The 18,484-nt window shown below is 75.8% G+C and carries 14 protein-coding genes; 6 read left to right on the top strand and 8 right to left on the bottom strand.

Annotated features, from left to right (window positions below):
- Genes NFU81_RS25910 through NFU81_RS25900 form a run of 3 tightly spaced genes read right to left on the bottom strand, consistent with a single transcriptional unit; the run spans position 1 to position 7,362 of the window.
- On the bottom strand, positions 1 to 2,118 hold the full coding sequence (locus tag NFU81_RS25910) for a metallophosphoesterase (protein WP_251494271.1): 2,118 nt from the start codon (positions 2,116 to 2,118) through the stop codon (positions 1 to 3).
- Positions 2,115 to 6,656, bottom strand: coding sequence for an FtsK/SpoIIIE domain-containing protein (locus NFU81_RS25905; RefSeq protein WP_251494268.1), 4,542 nt, complete (start codon positions 6,654 to 6,656; stop codon positions 2,115 to 2,117). The genes NFU81_RS25910 and NFU81_RS25905 overlap by 4 nt, the downstream gene beginning before the upstream one ends.
- A gap of 31 nt (positions 6,657 to 6,687) precedes the next feature.
- Entirely contained in the window at positions 6,688 to 7,362 is a 675-nt protein-coding gene (locus NFU81_RS25900; protein ID WP_251494265.1) for an SLATT domain-containing protein, read from the bottom strand.
- A 220-nt stretch (positions 7,363 to 7,582) separates the two neighbouring features.
- Between NFU81_RS25900 and NFU81_RS25895 the strand changes: the two genes are divergently transcribed.
- Both NFU81_RS25895 and NFU81_RS25890 read left to right on the top strand, forming a co-directional pair.
- Positions 7,583 to 8,410, top strand: coding sequence for an aldo/keto reductase (locus NFU81_RS25895; RefSeq protein WP_274038074.1), 828 nt, complete (start codon positions 7,583 to 7,585; stop codon positions 8,408 to 8,410).
- A 70-nt stretch (positions 8,411 to 8,480) separates the two neighbouring features.
- Positions 8,481 to 9,212 carry a class I SAM-dependent methyltransferase gene (locus NFU81_RS25890; protein ID WP_251494262.1) on the top strand — a complete coding sequence of 244 codons (732 nt, stop codon included), beginning with the start codon at positions 8,481 to 8,483 and terminating at the stop codon, positions 9,210 to 9,212.
- A gap of 27 nt (positions 9,213 to 9,239) precedes the next feature.
- On the opposite strand, the gene NFU81_RS25885 is transcribed toward NFU81_RS25890, so the two are convergent.
- Positions 9,240 to 9,956: a Clp protease N-terminal domain-containing protein gene (locus tag NFU81_RS25885; RefSeq protein WP_251494259.1), complete on the bottom strand. Its 717-nt coding sequence runs from the start codon at positions 9,954 to 9,956 to the stop codon at positions 9,240 to 9,242.
- 98 nt (positions 9,957 to 10,054) lie between these two features.
- Here NFU81_RS25885 and NFU81_RS25880 point away from each other — a divergent pair, with 98 nt between their 5' ends.
- Both NFU81_RS25880 and NFU81_RS25875 read left to right on the top strand, forming a co-directional pair.
- Positions 10,055 to 10,636 carry a TetR/AcrR family transcriptional regulator gene (locus NFU81_RS25880; RefSeq protein WP_251494256.1) on the top strand — a complete coding sequence of 194 codons (582 nt, stop codon included), beginning with the start codon at positions 10,055 to 10,057 and terminating at the stop codon, positions 10,634 to 10,636.
- Positions 10,637 to 10,712: 76 nt separating this feature from the next.
- Complete coding sequence (locus tag NFU81_RS25875) at positions 10,713 to 11,474, top strand: SDR family NAD(P)-dependent oxidoreductase (RefSeq protein ID WP_251494253.1); 762 nt, start codon at positions 10,713 to 10,715, stop codon at positions 11,472 to 11,474.
- Between the two features lie 138 nt (positions 11,475 to 11,612).
- On the opposite strand, the gene NFU81_RS25870 is transcribed toward NFU81_RS25875, so the two are convergent.
- A complete protein-coding gene (locus tag NFU81_RS25870) occupies positions 11,613 to 13,667 on the bottom strand; it encodes an alkaline phosphatase family protein (protein ID WP_251494581.1) in 2,055 nt (684 codons plus the stop codon).
- A 208-nt stretch (positions 13,668 to 13,875) separates the two neighbouring features.
- Between NFU81_RS25870 and NFU81_RS25865 the strand changes: the two genes are divergently transcribed.
- Positions 13,876 to 14,676, top strand: a complete 801-nt coding sequence (locus NFU81_RS25865) for an MBL fold metallo-hydrolase (RefSeq protein ID WP_251494250.1) — start codon at positions 13,876 to 13,878, stop codon at positions 14,674 to 14,676.
- The gene (locus NFU81_RS25860; protein ID WP_251494248.1) at positions 14,673 to 15,296 is read left to right on the top strand and encodes a DedA family protein; all 624 of its coding nucleotides are present in this window, start codon (positions 14,673 to 14,675) and stop codon (positions 15,294 to 15,296) included. Before NFU81_RS25865 ends, NFU81_RS25860 begins: the two co-directional genes overlap by 4 nt.
- A gap of 76 nt (positions 15,297 to 15,372) precedes the next feature.
- Here the strand turns inward: NFU81_RS25860 and NFU81_RS25855 are convergent, their stop codons facing one another.
- The 3 genes from NFU81_RS25855 to NFU81_RS25845 all read right to left on the bottom strand — a co-directional run bounded on the left by NFU81_RS25855 (position 15,373) and on the right by NFU81_RS25845 (position 18,442).
- Positions 15,373 to 16,377 carry an MBL fold metallo-hydrolase gene (locus tag NFU81_RS25855; protein WP_251494244.1) on the bottom strand — a complete coding sequence of 335 codons (1,005 nt, stop codon included), beginning with the start codon at positions 16,375 to 16,377 and terminating at the stop codon, positions 15,373 to 15,375.
- A 93-nt stretch (positions 16,378 to 16,470) separates the two neighbouring features.
- On the bottom strand, positions 16,471 to 17,685 hold the full coding sequence (locus NFU81_RS25850) for an aminotransferase class I/II-fold pyridoxal phosphate-dependent enzyme (RefSeq protein WP_251494241.1): 1,215 nt from the start codon (positions 17,683 to 17,685) through the stop codon (positions 16,471 to 16,473).
- A gap of 97 nt (positions 17,686 to 17,782) precedes the next feature.
- The gene (locus tag NFU81_RS25845; protein WP_251494238.1) at positions 17,783 to 18,442 is read right to left on the bottom strand and encodes an HAD family hydrolase; all 660 of its coding nucleotides are present in this window, start codon (positions 18,440 to 18,442) and stop codon (positions 17,783 to 17,785) included.
- Positions 18,443 to 18,484: the final 42 nt, after the last annotated feature.

The raw sequence follows: 18,484 nt of genomic DNA, 5'->3' as shown, positions 1-18,484 counted from the left end.
TCACGCGCGCCCGTCCGCGCACAGGTCGGCCAGCTCGCGCTCGTCGGCCGCGCCGGGGCGGAAGGCGTAGACCTCGCCCGGGGTCCACTGGCCGCCGTCGAGGCGGACGGTGCGGACCGCGAGGGTGTGGGCGCCGCCCTCCCTGGCCACGAACAGCTCGTTGTAGCCGTTGCGCTCCTCGGTCTCCCTGCTGGCCAGCGCCGGCGCCCCGGCGATCCGCACCGTCCACGGCGGCCCCGAACCGAGCAGCCGTTCCGCCGCCGCGAAGCCCAGATGGGTGTGGCCGTGCAGGACGAGCGAGGTCCTGGCGGCGGCGAGCGCCCGCTTGGCCTGCCCGGCGTTGACGACCCCGGAGTAGGGCGCGACCTCCACCGCGGGGACCGGGGACAGCGGGTGGTGCAGCGCCGCGACGGTGACGTAGCCGCGCTCGGCCGCCAGCCGGTCCAGGACGCCGCGGGCGATGACGCCGGGGTCGTGGCGGACGAAGTCCCGCACGACGGCGGCCACATCGGCGTCGCCCGCGCCCGCGCCTTCGCCCGCGTCCGCGTCCGTACCGCCGTCACCGCCGGCCGCGTCCAGGTAGCGCTGCCGGATGCCGCGCAGCAGCTCGCGGTCCTCGTCGCGGGCGGCCTCGCCGCCGGACTCCGCGCTGCCGAGCAGCGCGAAGCGCAGGCCGACACCGCGGTAGCCGACGTAGAGCCGGCGCGCCCGCGGGTCGGCGAGCTGCAGGTCGGGGTGCGGCAGACCGGTGAAGTTCGCCGCGAACCAGCGGTGCCTGGCCTGCGGTGACGGGTCGAGCGCGAGGTCCCAGGACACGTCGTGGTTGCCGCCGACCAGCAGCACGCGCGGGTCGTCGGGCCGCAGGTCGCGGTGCGGGGCCAGCAGCCCCGCCAGCCGGTCGAGCCATTCCCTGGCCAGCGCCCCGTGGGTGTCGGACGGCCGGTCGACGATGTCGCCGGTGACGACCACCAGGTGCGGGGCGCGGCCCTGCGCGGCGAGCTGGCCTACGTGGTCCAGGTAGCTGTCCAGCGCGGTCCCCGCGCCGGCCACCGCGGCGATGCGGTGGCCGGCCTGTGTCGGGTCCTTGGCGTCCACCGTCGAGGACAGCCGCCCGCCGTGGTGCAGGTCGGAGATGTGGTGGACGCGCAGCACCTCGGGCAGGTGCCGGGCCAGCACCGGGTCGCCGGCGAGCGAGGCGCCGCCCCGCGCCCGGTCCTGGCCGGCGTCGGCGTCGGCGGCCGCCCCGTAGAACGCCGCGTCGTCGTACCGGTCGTCGGCACCGTAGCTGCGGTCGGCGGGCCCGGGCTCCGCCGCCGGGAGCTCGACCGGCAGGCCGGCGGCCCGCCAGCGGCCCGCGCGCAGGGCGGCGCGGTGCTGCTCGCCGAGCCCGTTGTGGAACCACTGCTGGATGTACTCGTGGCGGTCGTCGGCCACCTCGACGGCGGCCCGCAGCAGCGCCTCGGGGTCGGCGCGCAGCGCGGGGCGCTCCTCGGCGGTGTGCAGGGCCAGTTCGAGCAGGAAAGGGGTGTGCAGCCAGCCGGGGTCCGCCTCGCCCAGCCGCTCCACCAGCGCGGGTGCCCACTGCGGCGCCCTGGCCGCCATCCGCGCGCACTCGCCGGCGTCCAGCACCGGCGGGCGCAGGACGTCCTTGCGCACGTCGGGGCCGAGGTGCGGGACCAGCAGCGCGCTCTCCGCGGGGGTGGCGAGCACCAGCGTCGTGGCACCCCCGTCCCTGACCCGCTGCAGGCCCGCGGCGAGCACCTCGGGCGGCACCCCGGGGCCGCCGGGCCGGGCGAGCGCGGGCTCGTCGACGATGACCAGCTGCCCCGCTTCCACCAGCGGCGCCGACTTGGCGCCGGTCAGGCAGCCGAGCCTGGTCCTGCGGACCGATATCGACGACCGCAGGTCGACCCGTACGGTGCCGCCGTCCGCCCTGAGGGCCGCGATGCCCTGCGCCAGCCAGGTCTTGCCCGCCCTGCGCGGCATGACGGCCAGCCAGGCCGGGCTGTTGGGCGCGGCGCCTTCCGCGGGCGGCCGTATCCAGCTGGGCAGCCGTCCTGCGCCGAGCCTGATGTCGAGGTCGGCGCGGTAGGCCTGGCTCGGCCGGAAGACGCTCATGCAGATAACTCCCCGTCACGCAAAGAGACTTCGTTCCTGGTGATCCAGTCGAGCAGCGGCGGGTCCGCCAGCCACTCCTCGCCCGGCCGCAGCAGGCCCACCTCGCGCAGGTCCTCGCGCTGCGCGGGGGTGGCGTCGAGCGGCATCGCGCCGGGCGCGGCGAGCAGTGCGGCCCGCCCGGCCGGGCCGATCTCGGCCCAGCGGGACTGGAAGTGCAGCGTCCACTCGTCGAGCAGCCGCCGTTCGATCAGCGCGCGCAGCCCGTCGCGACCGGACAGCGCGCTCAGGTCGTTGCCCTGGACGGCGCGGACGACGGCGTCGCCGGCCACCTGGAGGTAGAACGGCCAGCTGCCGACGGCGTCGACGATGCCGGCCGCGGTGGTGTCCCGGCCGAGCGCCACCCCGAGGTTGGCGGCGGTGCCCGACAGGAAGTCCAGCGCGGCGTCCCGTTCGAGCGGCCCGAGCAGCCGGGCGTTGACGTCGTTGCCGAAGCTGGAGCCCGGCGCGGTCAGCGCCCAGCGCACCACGGTCCGCCAGTCCTTCTCGGTGCCGGTGTAGAGCAGCCAGGCGCCGGCCTGCCCGAGGTCGCGCAACCAGGACACGGCGGCCGGGCCGTAGCCGGTCAGCCGCCCGACCTCGTCGAGCAGGTAGGCGGGGCCGCCGCCGGAGGCCGTGGCGGCCTTGTCGAGCAGTGCCTCGGCCGGGCTCGCCGCGTCCCGCACCGCGCGGTCGAGCAGCCCGGCCAGCACGTCGGGGTCGTCCACGGGGGTGGCGGACGGCGGTACGACCAGCCGGTGGACCTCCCGCTGGCCGCTTTCCGCGGCCAGCCGCCGGGACAGCTCCTCCAGCACCCACGTCTTGCCGGCCCTGCGCGGCCCGAGCAGTGCCGCCGAGGCGCCGGTGGCGTGCCGGTCGCGCAGCCAGGCCAGGACGTCCTCCCGGCCGACCGGGCGGCCCTTGCCGGGTCCGACGTGGAAGCTCTCGGCGGCCCGCGGGGCGTCGTCGATGGTGAACGGCCGCCGCGGGTGCGGTACGTGCGCGTCGCGGGTGCGCAGCTCCGCGGCCAGCCGGTCCAGCGCGTCGCCCTGGCCGCGGCTGGTGGGCTCGCCGTCGAGCAGCGCGATCTGCAGCTCGACGGGGGTGAACGCGCGGAAGGCGCGGCCCGGTTCGAGCCGGCCGTGGGGCGGTTCCACGCCCAGGTCCCGATACGTCGCCCTGTTCCGCTGGTCCAGGACGAGGAGGCTCGAAGACGGCGTGCCCGGCTGCGTGAAGGACGCCGGCTCCTCGCCGGTCACGACCACCTGGATGCCGGCACCGGCGCCCTCGCCCATCAGCAGTCCCAGGTCGTCGCGCATCCGCCCGCCGTCCTGCTGCGCGCAGTCCGCGAAGGCCTCCCAGCCGTCGAGCAGCAGCACCAGGTACGGCAGCCGGCGCTCCTCGGGCACGGCCTGCCGCTGGGCGGCGATGTCGCCGAAGCCGCCCTCGGCGAAGAGCTGCTGGCGGCTGTAGAGGGCGGCGGTGAGCCGGCTGACCAGCCGTGCCATGTGGTCGGGGCGGCCCCGGGTGACGACGGCGCCGCAGTGCGGCAGCCGGCTGATCGCCTGGAGCGCGCCGTTGCCGCAGTCGATGCCGAACAGGTGGACGTCGGCGGCGCCGTGCCGGACGGCGAGCGCCGCCGCCAGGGTGCGCAGGAACTGCGACTTGCCGCTGCGGGGCGCACCTACCGCCGCCAGCGGCCCGCTCGCGGCCAGGTCGAAGAGCGCGGGCTGCCTTCCTGGTTCGTCGGCGAACTCCAGCACGCCGTACGCGACCGGCGCCGGGTCCCCTACGGCCCCTTCCTGCGCGGGCAGTTCGGACAGCGTGACCACCAGCGGCAGCTGCTCGGGCAGCGGCCCGGGCACGGCAGGCACCTCCGCGAGTCGCGCGGCGGTCCGAACCGCGGACACCAGCAGGCCGAGGTCGGTCCGCACGGCTCCGCCGCCGGACGGCGGGCCTGCGGTGGAGGTGTACGGAGGTCCCGGGTGGTCGAGGTCCCGGACGGAGATCACCAGGTCGGAGGTGCGGCGCGGCCCCAGCTCGACCGGCATGGCGGCCTGGAACTCCTGCAGTTCGTCCGCGCCTGTGCGCACGAAGGCCCGGCCCGGGCTCGACGGGGGGATCGCCGCGGCGTCCGGTGCGTCGATGACGGTGGCGCTCTCCTCCGCGCTACCGACCCGCAGGGCGATCCGCAGGTTGGTCACCGCCTGGATGTCGGGCGGCAGGGCGCCCACCTTGCGCTGGGTGGACAGCACCAGGTGCACGCCCAGCGAGCGGCCGCGTTGGGCGACGTTCACCAACCCGACGATCAGCTCGGGGAGTTCGCGGGCCAGAACGGAGTACTCGGCGATCACGAAGACCAGCCGCGGCAGCGGTGGCAGCTCCCGGCCGCGGTCCCGCATGTCGTGGTAGTCCTCGATGTCCCGGGCCTTGTAGGTGCCGAGCTGGTTCTCCCGGGAGCGCAGCGCGGCCTGCAGGCGGCCGAGGATCCGCTCGGCCTGGCGGGTGTCGAGGTCGGCGATCAGGCTGGTGACGTGCGGCAGTCCCGCGACCGGGTCGAACGCGGTGCCGCCCTTGTAGTCGACCAGGACGAAGAGCATCTCGTCCGGCCGGTTGGCGACGGCGAGCGAGGCGACCCAGCCGCACAGGAACTCCACGCGCCCCGACCCCGCGGCGCCGGCGACCAGCGCGTGCGGGCCGTGCCTGCGCAGGTCCAGCTCGAAGGGGAGGCCGTCCGCCTGCCCCACGACCGCGGTGGTCGACCGGGGCACCGCCGACCAGCGGGCGACGATCGGCTCCGGGTCCTTCGCGCTCTCCAGCCCGAGCAGTTCGGCCAGCGGCCGGTCCGCGAGGTCCAGCGCTCGACGGACGGTGTCGGCGTCCCGCAGCGGTGCCAGCGCCCTGGCCGGCACCTCGAACCAGTCCTTGTACGGCAGGTCGGGGACGAGCGGGTACGGCAGGCCGTCCTCGACGACCTGCGGGCCGCCGGCGACCGACGTGTCGAGGAGCCATCCGCAGCCGGACGGCAGGTGGCGGGCCTCCTCGCCGAGGCAGACCACGTACATCCCGACCTCGGGTCCCTCCTGCAGCAGCCGGGCGACCCCGGGCAGGGCGCGCAGCCGCCGGATGCCGTCCAGGACCAGCACGACGGCGGGTCCCTGCCAGCCGTCCGCCGCCGCGCCCCCGGTTCCGGGCGCCTCAGGCGCGGCGGCACGCGCGGCGGCCGCGCTGCTGCGCCGGCCGGCCAGCAGCTGGAGCAGGACGCCGATCTGCTGGGCGACCGACGTCGGGTCGGCGTACACCCGGGGCGCGGCGCGGTCGTCCAACGCGGAGGAGGAGTGCGGCAGCCACCGCAGCCACCGCCAGTCCGCGGCGCCCGCGGTGTCGGTGAGCACCCGCAGCACCACGTCCTCGGGGCCGTGGTGGACGGCGGTCTGCAGCGCGAGCCAGCCGGCCAGCCGCCGCGGCCGGTCGCCGGCGCCGACCACGCCGATCACCCCGTGCCGCGGCAGGCTGACGACCGCGGGGCAGGAGTTCTCCCCCAGCTCGATGGGGGTGCCCTGGTCCAGGAACGTGGTGCGCAGCCCGCAGCGCAGGGCGAGGAAGTCCGGGTCCCAGCGGCGGCGCTCCCACAGCCGGTCGGCGCGCAGGACGGCGATCTCCCGTACGTCCGCGGGCTCGGGGTAGGCACGCGCCAGTTCACCGGCGACGCCCAGCATCAGCTTGCCGGCTCGGGCCGTTTCAGCCACCTGCTGCCCCCACCAGGCCGAGGGCACGGTGGCGGCGATCCTGGTCGCGTACCGCGCGCCCCGGAGCGAGAGCACATTGCGCTCGCGTTCCCGGGGTGCCTCCGAACCGTGCCACCAGCGCACCGGGGGCACGTAGTCGAAGCCGATCGGCAAAGGCTCCGGCGTGAAGCGGGGCGGGCGGGCGAAGAGCAGGGTGCCGCCGTCGCCCGGCGGTAACTCGGCGGGCTCGGCGTCGCGTCGCATCCGCCACCGCAGGTACATTCCGCCCGCCGTCAGCATGGCGGCCGGCCCCCAGGACTCGCCGCGCGCCGCTCGGCGGCCGTCGAGGGCGAACTGCCAGTCGCCCCCGGAGAACGCGTGGGGGGCGACGTCGCGCAGTCCGGTCAGGAGCTCCTCGTCGAGCAGCCGGTTCTGGGGGATTCCGTCGAGTTCCCGCACACTGCCGGCGCCTTCCCCCGCGACGAGCCGCAACTGGGCGATCCCCCAGGGCTCGGGCTCGGCCAGGCTGACGCCGAGGCCGACGCGGACGCCGTCGCGCAGCGGCGACTCCCCCAGCGGCGTCAGGGGCGGCAGCGCCCCACCGGCGACGTAGAGCGCCGGGACGGGGGCCGGCTCACCTGCGTCACGGCGCGGTTCGCCCCACACCTGCCGCAAGGACTCGGCCAACTGCGCGATCGACGCGGACTCCGGCGCGGTCAGCTCGATGTCGTACTCCGCCCCGCCAGGGGTGACCACGGTCAGTAACCTGCGCATCGACGACCTGCCCCGTCCCTGCCGTCGCGGCTCAGCGGTCCGCCGCCGGCAGCGCGCCGCCCTGGCCCTGCAACTGCCGGGTGCTGGACCTGAACTCGGCCTGCCATTCGGCGGTCTCGCCGTCGACGTGGCTGCGGACCGCACCGGCCAGCCGCTGGATGAGCGCCAGCTGCCGTTCGACCTCGGCCGGCTCCAGCAGCCGTCCCGGCCGGTCCGCGCCGGGTCCCGACCGCAGCACGTCGGCGGCCCACTCCAGGCGCACGGCGTTCAGCTCGGTGCGCAGCGCGTGCGCGACGACGATGTCCCTCATCCAGGCGGCCGACACCCCGAAGAAGTGGTCGAAGGCCTTGCAGCCCGCGGCGACCGCGAGCAGGACATAGCCCCAGCCCTGCCCCGAGCCGCCGTACGCGGCAGTGCCGAGCGGCACCGCGGTGCCGGCCACCGCGAAGGTGATGGCGAGGCCCTGGAGCAGCCGGGAGCCGACACGCTTGAGCCGCTTGTCCTTCAGGTACCAGGCGATGGCGGCCTCGGCGTCCTGCTCCGCCCAGGCCCGCAGCCCGGCCAGCGTCTCGCGCTGCACGTCCGGGTCCGCGGCCGCGGTACCCGGCACGTCGGGGAAGGGCTGCGCCTCCAGATCCCCGCGCCGCCAGCCGCTGCGCCGCGCAACGGCGGCTCCTGCCCCCGCCGACCCCTCGTGGCCCGCCATTCGGTCCCGCTCCCCTCACCTGCCCGGGCCTGAGGCCTGGTCCCCGCGCGTGAGGTTATCGGCTCGGGTCGCGGCCGGGCGCGGGAATGCGCCGATCGGTTCCGCGGGTTGTACGCCCGGGCCGCCTGCCCGCCGTGCCGCGGCGGGCGTCCGGCCCGCCGCCCCGACCCAGGTGCACCCAGGTGCGCCGCGCAACTCCCCACGTAAGGATCGACCGCCCGTGAGCAAGGTCCCCAGCATCACCCTCAACAACGGCGTGGAAATGCCCCAGCTGGGCTTCGGCGTCTGGCAGGTGCCCGACGACGAGGCCACCGCCGCCGTCGCCACCGCCCTGGACGCCGGCTACCGCAGCATCGACACCGCCGCGCTGTACGCCAACGAGGAGGGAACGGGCCGGGCGCTGGCCGCCTCGGGGCTGCCGCGCGAGGAGCTGTTCGTCACCACCAAGCTGTGGAACTCCGACCAGGGCCACGACCAGGCGCTGCGGGCCTTCGACCGCTCGCTGCACAAGCTGGGCCTGGACTACGTGGACCTGTACCTGATCCACTGGCCGCAGCCGCGGCTTGACGCGTATACGGACACCTGGCGCGCCCTGGAGCGGATCGCGGCCGACGGCCGGGCGCGGGCCATCGGGGTGTCCAACTTCCAGCCCGGGCATCTGCGCCGGCTGGTGGACGGCTCCGACGTGGTGCCCGCCGTGAACCAGATCGAGCTGCACCCGCAGCTGCCCCAGGCGGAACTGCGCGCCCTGCACGCGCAGCTCGGCATCGCGACCGAGGCGTGGTCGCCGCTGGGCCAGGGCAAGGGTCTGCTGGACAACCCCGTGATCGCGAAGATCGCGGCACAGCACGGGCGTACCCCCGCACAGGTGGTGCTGCGCTGGCACCTGCAGCTGGGCAACGTGGTGATCCCCAAGTCGGTGACGCCGTCCAGGATCCGGGAGAACATCGACGTCTTCGGCTTCGAGCTGGCGGCCGCCGACCTCGCGGAGCTGGCGGCGCTGGACGACGGCACCCGGCACGGCCCCGACCCGGACCACTTCGGCTGATCCCTCCCGTAACAGCAGCGCAAGGTCCCGGGCAGGCTGCTGTTCATCGGCGCCGTCTAGCATCGTCCGCATGCTGGACTATGACGTGGAGGCGGCGCGCTACGACGCGACGCGCGGCGGTGTACCGCGGGCGCGGGCGGCGGCACGGGCCGTGCTCGCGCTCCTCCCCGACCGGACCCGCACCCTGCTCGACGTGGGGTGCGGTACCGGTCTGGTGACCGAGCGGCTGGCACGGCCGGGCCTGCGGGTCTTCGGGGTGGACGCGGCGGCCGGGATGGTGCGTGCTGCGGCCGGCCGGGTCGGCGGCACGGTGGTGCAGGGGAACTGCCACCGGCTGCCGTTCGCCGACGAGTCGCTCGACGCGGTGAGCGCGGTGTGGCTGCTGCACCTGCTGCCCGACGCCCTCACCGTCGTCGCCGAGTGCGCCCGGGTGCTGCGGCCGGGCGGGGTCTTCGTGACCACCGTCGACAAGGACGCGGGGCACGATGTGAACAGCGACGTCGACGAGTTGATGGCGCCCTACCGGGTGCGCAGGGCGCACGACGCGGCGCCGCGGGTCATGGCGGTGGCCTGCGAGCACGGGCTGAGCCGGGTCGGCGAGGCGCGCTTCACCGGCCACGGGCAGGGGAGGTCGCCGAACGGCACGGCCGGGGACGTGAGCCGCGGCTACTTCGCCTCCGCGCTGTCCCTCGACGAGGCGCAGACCTCCGCGCTCGCCGCCAGGCTCTCCGGGCTGCCCGACCCCGACGTCCCGCGTGCCGACCCGGTCTACCGGCTGCTGGCGCTGCGCAAGACGGGGTGACACGCGGCCGGTCGGGGCTTGGGCCGGTCAGGGCTTGAGTTCGGCCAGGGCGGTGACCAGCCACTCCTCGACGGCCTGGTGGGTGACGCCGAGTCCGGTGAGGGCCTGCGCCGAGGTGTCCTGGTCGTCGCTGAGCACGCCGAGCAGGATGTGCTCGGTGCCGATGTAGTTGTGGCCGAGGCGCAGGGCCTCCCGGAAGACCAGTTGCAGGGTCTTCTTGGCGGCCGGGCTGATCGGCAGGTGGCCCGTGAGCGGCCGCTTCTCCTCGCCCTGGGTGGCGACGGCGGCGCGTACCGCGTCCGGGGTCGTGCCGAGGTCGGCCAGCGCGCGGGTCGCGAAGGTGTCCGGCTGGTCGAGCAGGCCGAGGACCAGGTGCCCGGGCTCGATGGCGCCGTGCCGCGCGCTGCGGGCCTCTTCCTGGGCGTCGGCGACGGCCTTGCGGGCGCGCGGGGTGAAGCGGCTGAAGTTCGCCTCGACGTTGAGCCCGAGGTCCTCGGGGATCTTGGGCACGAAGCGCTTCTGCGCGGCCTGTTTGCTCACCCCCATGTGCTGGCCGATGTCGGTCCAGGACGCGCCGGCCCGCCGGGCCTGGTCGACGAAGTGGCCGATGAGGTGGTCGGCGACCTCGTCCAGATACGCGGCGACGGTGACCGCGTGTTCGAGGTCGGCGAGGGGGTCGCCGTCGGGGTGCAACTGCTTGACGTAGTCGATGAGATCGCTGAGGCGTACCGGGTGCCGGGTCATGCGTCAACCGTAAGTTGACGCATGGAAATCGTCAACCCGTCGTTGACGATCGGGGTTTTTCTTGACCGATCGTTCTCATTGACTCTAAGGTCACGATCATGGCCAGGACCAAGGAATTCGACCCGGACGCCGCGCTCCAGGCGGCACTTGAGCTGTTCTGGGAGCGGGGCTACGAGGCGACCTCGATGTCGGCCCTGGTCGAGCGGCTCGGCGTGGCCAGGGCCGGGATCTACGCCACCTTCGGCAGCAAGCACGAGCTGTACCTGCGCGCCCTGCGCCGCTATGGCGAGCAGTGCGACCCGCCGCTGCTCACCGGGCTGTCCCAGCCGGGACCCGCACTGCCCGCGGTCAGGGCGCTGGTGAGCCGCTTCGCCGAGGAGTCGGCGGGCGACGAGCTGCACCGAGGCTGCTTCATCACCAACACCGCGGTCGAACTCGCCCCGCACGACCGGGATGCCGCCCGGCGCGTCGAGGCCAGCTGGGACGTCCTGGAGACCGCACTGGCCTCGGCGCTGCTGCGCGCCCGCGCGCAGGGCGAGCTGGCGGCCGACCGCGACCCGCGCGCACTGGCCAGGATGCTGCTGGTGCTGCTGCAGGGCATGCGGGTGGTCGGCAAGGCCGGCGGCGACCAGGAGCGGGCGCGGGACGCGGCACAGCAGGTGCTGGCGCTCATCGGCTGACCCCCCATGCGCGGGAGCCTGCCGCGGCACCCGTCCGCCCTCATTTCAGAACGTTCATTCTCACCAGGAGGCACGGATGTCCGACAGGTTCACCGGCAAGGCCGTACTCGTCACCGGCGGCGGCAGCGGCATCGGGCGGGCCGTCGCGCTCGCCTTCGCCCGCGAGGGGGCGCGGGTCGCGGTGGCCGGCCGCTCGCCCGCCCCGCTCGACGAGACCGTCGCCCTCGTCGAGGCCGAGGGCGGCAAGGCCGCGGCGATCGGCGCCGACATCACCCGCGGCCCCGACGCCGAGCGCATGGTCGCGCAGGCTGTCGCCCGCCTCGGCGCGCTGGACGTCGCCGTGAACGGCGTCGGCATCCTCGTCGCGCCGGGACCGGTCGGTGACATGGCCGAGGACGACTGGCGGCACACCGTCGACACCAACCTCACCGGGCTGTGGCTGTCCATGAAGTACGAGATCGCCCACATGCGGGGCCACGGCGGCGGCTCCATCGTCAACATCGCCTCCAACATCGGCGCCCACCGGCGGGCCGCCGGACTCGGGGCGTACGCGGCGACCAAGGCGGCGGTCAGCGCGCTCACCCGCAACGCGGCGCTGGACCACATCGCGGACGGCGTACGCATCAACGCGGTCAGTCCGGGACCCGTGGACACCCCCATGTCCTCGCGCCCGGGCGAGACCCCGGCCGCGAAGGCCGCGCGGATGCGCGCCCAGCTCCCGCTCGGCCGCGCCTCCAGCACCGCGGAGGTCGCCGCGGCCGTCCTCCACCTGGCCTCCGCGGAGGCGGGGTCGACGGTCGGCACCGACCTCGTGATCGACAGCGGCGCCACCGCCTGACGGCCCCGGCGGGGGGGGCGGCGGCTCACGGGCTCAGCGGCGCACGGGTTCAGCAGCTCACCGGCTCCAGGGGCGCGGGTTCAGGGGCGCGGGTTCAGGAGCGCGGGTTCAGGGGCGGGGGGGTTCAGGAGCGCGGGTTCAGGAGCGCGGGGACGTACGCGACAGGCCGCGGCGCTGGCGCAGGACCGGCGCGGACGCGGGAGCCGGAGCCGGGCTCGGGGCGGGGGCCAGCCAGGAACAGAACACCGCGTGCAGCGACTCCGCCCCGACGATCGGCTCCGCCGGCAGCCGCAGCTCGGCGGGGGCCAGCAGGAAGGGCCGGGACTGCGGCCCGCCGAGCCCGCCGTGCGAGCCCGCCTGCTCCTCGAAGGCGTGAACGGCCCCGGTGCGCGGGTCCACCGCCGAGTTGACCATCAGGTCGGCCGTGTGCGGGAAGGCGTCCGTCCGCAGCACCGCGGCCGCGGCGCCCGCGCCGAAGCGGGCCAGCGGGTCGGGGCCGCCGGTCACCCGGCCGGTGGCAAGCTCCAGTTCGCCGCCGTCGGGGCCGAGCACCAGCGGGCCGCGCTGCTCGCTGCGGACGAGCACGAAGCCGATCCCCGGGTGCGAGGTGAGCGCGGGCAGCAGCCCCGGGCTGCGCCGGGCGATCTCCTCCAGCGTCGCCCGCCCTTCGATGTCGGGGAAGGCGACCAGGCCGAGGTTGCCCGAGGCCAGCACGATCGGGTCGGAGGGCGGTCCCTGGCAGGCCGCCTCCTCCGCGGCCCGCCGGCCCTTCTCCGGGCGGCGCAGGGCGCTGCGGGCCGCGGCCCGCGCCTCCGTCCCCGTACGCCGCCTGGCCCGCGGCCCCGGTTCCCGCCCGGCGGGCGGCAGTCCGCACCCGGTGCGCACCAGCTCGCGCAGCCCCGTGCCGTACGCGTACTCGAACGTCTCGCCGCCGCTCTGGCCGTGGTCGGACAGCAGCACGATGCGGTACGGCCGGGGGGCGTAGCGCGCCGCGTCGGCGATCAGCCGGACCGAGCGGTCGAGCCGGCTGAGGACCTTGCGGGCGTCCCGGCTGCCGGGTCCCGAGTGGTGGGCGACCTCGTCGTAGGCGACCAGGTCGGCGTAGACCGCGGTGCGCCCGGCGAGCATGTCGCCGACGACCGCCGCCACCGCCACGTCCCGCTCGACGACGGTGGCGAAGGCCCGCAGTACCGGGTAGAGGCCGCCGCGCCTGATCCGCGGGCGGTCCCTGCGCAGCCGTGACGCGCTGGACTCCATGACCTCCCGCCCGACCTCGGCGACGAACGACCAGGCGGTGCGCACCGCGTTGGCCGGGTCGGAGAAGTAGGCGAAGTAACCGGACCTGGAGCGGCTGAACTTCCCGCGCTGCGCCGCCACCGACATCACCAGCGCCGACTGGTCGGCGCCGCCGGTGAAGAGGTTGCCGCGGCTGGCACCGCCCGCGGCGAGCAGGCCGCGCGAGCCGGTGCGGGCGACGGCCCTGCGCTCCAGTTCGGCGGCGCTGGACGGCCGGTTGCAGACCATCACCTGCCCGGTCTCCTTCTCGAACCAGCGGAAGGCGGGCACGTCGTGGTTGCTGCCGTGCAGGATCGCCAGCTGGCTCGCGCCGGTCTGGCTGCTCCAGTCGGTCCGCCACTCGGTGAGCCGGTGGGTGCTGCCGAGCCAGCCGGCGAGGGTGGGCATCGCGGGCGGGCTGCCGGTCAGCGCGGACCGCAGCACGTCGTGGCCGACGCCGTCGAGCTGGAGGAAGACGGTGCCGGGGGCCGTCGGCAGCGGCGGGTCGCCCGCGTGGCGGCGACGGCGTCCTGCGAGCCGGGCCAGCCGGCGCCCGTAGGCCGCGTCGTCGCGTACGGCCAGCGCGGTGCTGGTCGCCGACGAGGCCGCCGACATCACCGCGGCGATCACCACCGCCGTCGCCGGTGCGACCTCGCCCCGGCCGTCCGGGGTGAAGCGCAGCGCGAGCAGCAGCAGCGAGCCGTTGAGGAAGAACACCAGCGCGCCCAGCACCAGGGCGGGCACCAGCAGCAGCGCCCGGACCAGCAGCGGCCACACCAGCGCGCTCAGCACACCGAAGGCCCCCGCGCCGATCGCCGAGGTGACCGCGATCTGGGTGGGGCTGTCGCCGCCCGGCGCCTCGATACGGAAGTCGGGCAGCAGCCAGGCGAGCAGCGCCAGGGTGGCACTGGCCACCATCCACACCGCGAGCACCCGTCCGACGGTCCGCAGTGCGCTCCGCCCCGCGGCCCGTCTCCGACTCACTCCCGGCTGAGGCACCCCTCCACCCTGCCATACCCGTACGTCCGGACCTGCAACGAAGGGCATACCCTCGGGTTCGGCACGACGGCTGCCCGCGGCCGCCGGGCAGGCGGCGGGTGTGGGGAACGGCGGAGGGACAGGCGCGGTGGCGGTGGAGATCACGTGGTGGGGGCACGCCACGGTGACCGTGCGGGACTCCGGGATGCGGGTGCTGACCGACCCGCTGTTCGCACGGCGGCTCGCGCATCTGCGCCGGCGCCGCGGCCCCGTGCCGCCGCCCGAGGCGGCCGCGGCCGACCTGGTGCTGGTCTCCCATCTGCACGCGGACCACCTGCACGTCGGGTCGCTGGCCGGGCTCGCCCCCGGCACCCCTGTGCTGCTGCCGCGCGGCGGCCTGGCGGCCGTCCCCGGGCTGCGCCGGGTACGCGACCGGCTGCGGCTGACGGAGGTCGAGGCGGGCGAGTCGCTGGACTTCGGGCCGCTGACCGTACGCGTCGTGCCTGCCGCGCACGACGGTCGGCGGCTGCCGTACGGGCCGCAGCGCGCACCCGCGCTCGGCTACGTCGTGGAGGGCGCCGCGCGCACGTACTTCGCCGGGGACACCGGGCTGTTCGAGGGGATGGCGGAGGCGGTCGGCGACTGCGACATCGCGCTGCTGCCGGTCGGCGGGTGGGGGCCGTTCCTGGGCCACGGCCACCTCGACGCGGCGCGGGCGGCCCAGGTGGTGGCGCGGCTGGCGCCGCGCGTCGCGGTGCCGGTGCACTACGGCACGTTCTGGCCGATCGGGATGGACGCGGTGCGCCCGCACGAATTCCACACCCCGGGCGAGGAGTTCGTCCGGCTCGCCGCGGAATCCGCCCCCGAGGTGGCGGTGCACCGGCTGGAGCACGGGCAGAGCGTCACGGTCGCGGACGCCGGCGCCGCGGGACGGGGGACCGCCGGGTGATCGCCTTCCTGGCGTCGGCCGCGGCGAACCCGCCGTCCTCGGAGAGCACCCAGCAGGCCGTGGGCTACCCGACGCTCTTCCTGCTGGTGGTGCTCGGCTCGCTGGTGCCGGTGGTGCCGACCGGGGCGATCGTCTCCAGCGCCGCGGTGGTCGCCTTCCACCAGACCGACCCGTTCGCGCTGCTCGGCGTGTTCTGCGTGGCCGCGTTCGCGGCGCTGCTCGGCGACATCGGGCTGTATCTGCTGGGCCTGCGCGGCGTACGGTCGCGCGGCGGCTCGCGCTGGCTACACCGCTTGCAGGAGCGGGTCGACGAGCACACGCTGGCCACCGCCGAGCGCCGCCTCGACGAGCACGGGTCGGCGGTGCTGGTGCTGTCCCGGCTGCTGCCGGGGGGCCGCATACCCGTGATGGTGGCGTGCCTGATGTCGGAGATGCCGCTGCGGCGCTTCGTGCGCGGGGATGTGCCGGCGTGTCTGGCCTGGGCGGCCACCTACCAGCTGATCGGCATCCTGGGCGGCTCGCTCTTCCCCGAGCCCTGGCAGGGCGTCGCCCTGGCCGTCGCCCTCACCTTCGCCATCGCCTCCGCTCCCGCGATCCTCCACCGCCTGCGCCGCTCCTGAGTGCCCGCCTCGTGCGTGGAGGGCAAGGGTGAAGCGCCCGCCTGCGGTGCCCCACCGGCCGGCCGGTGGTGGCGGGTCAGCCCGCCGGCGTCGGATTCACGAGGCGGGAACCGCCGACGGGGAGGTCCCACAGCGCCTCCCGGGGAAGCCCGGCCTCGGCCCAGGCCGCGTGGAGGCGGGTGAGCGGTTCGAGCGGGGGCTCGCTGGAGAGCAGGAAAGTGGCCCAGTGCATGGGCGCCATCGCGGCGGCGCCGAGGTCGCGGAAGGCCTGGACGGCCTCCTCCGGGTCGGTGTGCACCGCCCGCAGCAGCCGCCGCGGCGCATACGCCCCGATCGGCAGCAGCGCCAGGTCGATCCCGGGGTGCGCGCGGCCGATCTCGGTGAAGCAGCCGCCGTAACCGGTGTCGCCGGCGAAGTACACCCGCAGCCCGCCCGCCCGGTCGGTGAGCACCCAGCCGCCCCACAGCGACCGGCAGTTGTCGGTCAGCGTGCGCCGGCTCCAGTGGTGCGCGGGCACGAAGTCGAAGCGGACGCCGCCGATCTCGGCGGCCTCCCACCAGTCCAGTTCCGTCACCCGGGTGAATCCGCGGCGCCGGCACCAGGGCGCGAGCCCGGCCGGCACCAGCAGCGCGGTGTCGCGGGGCAGCCGCCGCAGCGTCGGCGCGTCGAGGTGGTCGTAGTGGTTGTGGCTGATGACGACCGCGTCGACCGGCGGCAGCTCCTCCCAGGGCACGCCCACCGGCGTGACCCTGGCGGGGGTGCCGGGGATGCGGCGCGACCACACCGGGTCGGTCAGCACGGTCAGCCCGCCGACGCTGATCACCCAGCTGGCGTGCCCGGCCCACGTGACGCCGGCGCTGCCGAGCCCGGGTTCCGGCAGCGGGCCGGGCTCGAAGGGCAGCAGCGGCACCTGGCGCAGGGTGTGGGCCGGCGGGCGGACGATGCACTCGCGGACGGCCCGCACCAGGGTGCGAAGGCCCGGCAGCGGGTCGGTGAGCCGATCGGCGAAGGACCTGGGCCAGACCCGGTGCTCACCGGGCGGGCGTGGTGCGGCCAGGGTCCGTTCGCTCTGATCGGTCATCGGGACTCCGTCCTTGCGGTCCGCGGTCCGTGCTCCGACGGGTCTCAGGGCCGGAAGTCCGCGGGTCGAGAGGGGCGATGCCTCGAACGTAAGTCAGCCCGCCGCGCCCCGCGATCCCAGGTCGGCCGAACCGCTGACCACGTCAGGGCCGGTCAGGGCGGCGAAGGCGGCCGTGAGCGCGTCGAGGGCCGCCGCCACATGGGGGACGGCGAGCGGGTCGGCGGCGGCCAGCGTCGTACGGAGTTCGCCCTCGGTGCGGCCGTGCAGGGCGCCGGTGGCGACGCGCACCCGGGGCTCGGCCGGGTCGTCGCCGAATCGGTGGCCGCCGGGCACGATTCTGCCGAGCGCGGCGCTGAGCCGCTCCTCGGCGCCGGCCGCGTCGAGGTCGGGGCTGCGAAGCGTCGGGTAGAGCTGGAAGCCGGCCCGCGGGGGCCGGCACACCGCACCGGTGCCGGTGATCGCCCGGTAGGCGGCGGCGGCCGTCCTGGCGTGCAGCCGGTTCGCGGCGGCGGAGCGCTCTACGACCTCGGCGGGCTCGGTGAGGACGTACGCGGTGGCGGCCGCGACCGGCGTGGGCAGGACGGCCCGGAGCGCGGCGAGCGCCGCCGCGGTCCGCTGCCGCCAGGCGGTGCCGTGCGCGGTGGCGGGGAAGCGCGCGATCGCGACGGGCACGGTGGCGGGCACCAGGGTCGCGCCGAGGTCGACGAGCACGACGGTGTGGTCCGGCAGCATCTCGGCCGGGCTGAGCAGCACGGTGTCGCGGTGGTGCAGGGTGTCGGAGTAGGTCTCGTCCGAGACGATCTGCAGCCCGGCCTCCGCCGTGGCCTCGCAGGTCTCGTGCAGCAGCTCCGGCGCGGTCACCGTGCCGGTCGGGTCGTCGGCGGCCGACAGCACGAGCAGCCGCGGGTCGGCGCCCGCCGCCCTGGCCCTGCGGACCGTTTCGAGCAGCGCGAACGGGTCGGGCACCCCGCCGCCCTCGGGCGCGCTGCGCACCGCGTGCACGGGCCGGCCGACCAGCCCCGCGACCGGCGCCTGCCAGGCGGGGGCCGGACGGGCGAGCACCGGGTCGCCGCCCGCGGCGGCGAGCAGCGCCAGCAGCAGCGACTCGGCGCCGGGCGCCGCGAGCACCTGCCCGGCAATGCTCCGCATGCCCCGCCGGGTGAAGTAGCCGCAGGCGGCGTCGAGCAGCCGCGGACCCCCGCCCGCCTCCTCCGTGCCGGGTGCGACCGCCGACAGGTGGGCGTGCCAGTAGGCGGGAACAGGAAGGCCGGGCTCCGGCCTGACGTCGTGCGGCAGGCTGATCGACATTGCGCACCTCCGCTCCTACACGCCCCGTGAAGGCCACCTTCCCCCGCCGCGGCCCTTCCCGCACCAGCAGCGCGTGCCGGGGGGTGCGGCGGCGGGGTCAGCCCTGCAGCAGCGCGGGGAGTTTGCGCATGTCGTCGAAGACGGTGGTGCCGGGGCCTTCGAGCCGGTGCGCAGGGGTGAGGCCGCCGCAGTAGCCGTACGCGCGCATGCCGGCCGCGCGGGCCGCCGCGACGCCGTAGGGGCTGTCCTCGACGACCGCGCAGCGCGCCGGGTCCACCCCGAGGCTGCGGGCCGCGTGCAGGAAGAGGTCGGGCGCGGGCTTGCCGCGGGCGACGTCGGCCGCGCTGAAGATGCGACCGGCGAACCGGTCGTACAGCCCGGTCAGGCCGAGGGTGTGCCGCAGGCCGCGGTGGCTGGTGCTCGACGCGACGCAGACCGGCGCGGTGAGGGCGTCGAGCGCCTCGACGACGCCGTCGACCGCGGTCAGCTCCGCGTCGAAGGCGTCGCGGTAGAGCTGCCGGTAGGGGGCGTCCCAGTCGGCGGGGAGGGGGTGCCCGAGGTGGGCGGCGATGTCGGCGCCCATGTCGGCGAAGGAGCGGCCGACGAAACGCTCCACGACCTCGTCCTGCGTCAGCGGCCATCCGAGGTCGGCGAGCATCAGCACGTCGATCCTGACGGCGATCTTCTCGCTGTCGACCAGCACGCCGTCGCAGTCGAAGACGACCAGCTCAAGGGGGCCCGCGGGGGTGGCGTTCACCCGGGGAGCGTACAGCGAGCGTGCACCGCCCGGCGCAGGGTA

It is taken from the genome of Actinacidiphila cocklensis, assembly GCF_907177275.1.
Lineage (GTDB): Bacteria > Actinomycetota > Actinomycetes > Streptomycetales > Streptomycetaceae > Actinacidiphila > Actinacidiphila cocklensis.
Note: the sequence above shows the minus strand (reverse complement) of the source record. Positions and strands in the feature narration are given on the sequence as shown.

Coding starts and splice junctions, on each gene's coding strand:
- NFU81_RS25880 (WP_251494256.1), top strand. CDS start 10,055: ATGGCCAGGACCAAGGAATTCGACCCGGACGCCGCGCTCCAGGCGGCA.
- NFU81_RS25905 (WP_251494268.1), bottom strand. CDS start 6,656: ATGCGCAGGTTACTGACCGTGGTCACCCCTGGCGGGGCGGAGTACGAC.
- NFU81_RS25870 (WP_251494581.1), bottom strand. CDS start 13,667: ATGGTGGCCAGTGCCACCCTGGCGCTGCTCGCCTGGCTGCTGCCCGAC.
- NFU81_RS25850 (WP_251494241.1), bottom strand. CDS start 17,685: ATGTCGATCAGCCTGCCGCACGACGTCAGGCCGGAGCCCGGCCTTCCT.
- NFU81_RS25890 (WP_251494262.1), top strand. CDS start 8,481: ATGCTGGACTATGACGTGGAGGCGGCGCGCTACGACGCGACGCGCGGC.
- NFU81_RS25875 (WP_251494253.1), top strand. CDS start 10,713: ATGTCCGACAGGTTCACCGGCAAGGCCGTACTCGTCACCGGCGGCGGC.
- NFU81_RS25910 (WP_251494271.1), bottom strand. CDS start 2,118: ATGAGCGTCTTCCGGCCGAGCCAGGCCTACCGCGCCGACCTCGACATC.
- NFU81_RS25885 (WP_251494259.1), bottom strand. CDS start 9,956: ATGACCCGGCACCCGGTACGCCTCAGCGATCTCATCGACTACGTCAAG.
- NFU81_RS25900 (WP_251494265.1), bottom strand. CDS start 7,362: ATGGCGGGCCACGAGGGGTCGGCGGGGGCAGGAGCCGCCGTTGCGCGG.
- NFU81_RS25855 (WP_251494244.1), bottom strand. CDS start 16,377: ATGACCGATCAGAGCGAACGGACCCTGGCCGCACCACGCCCGCCCGGT.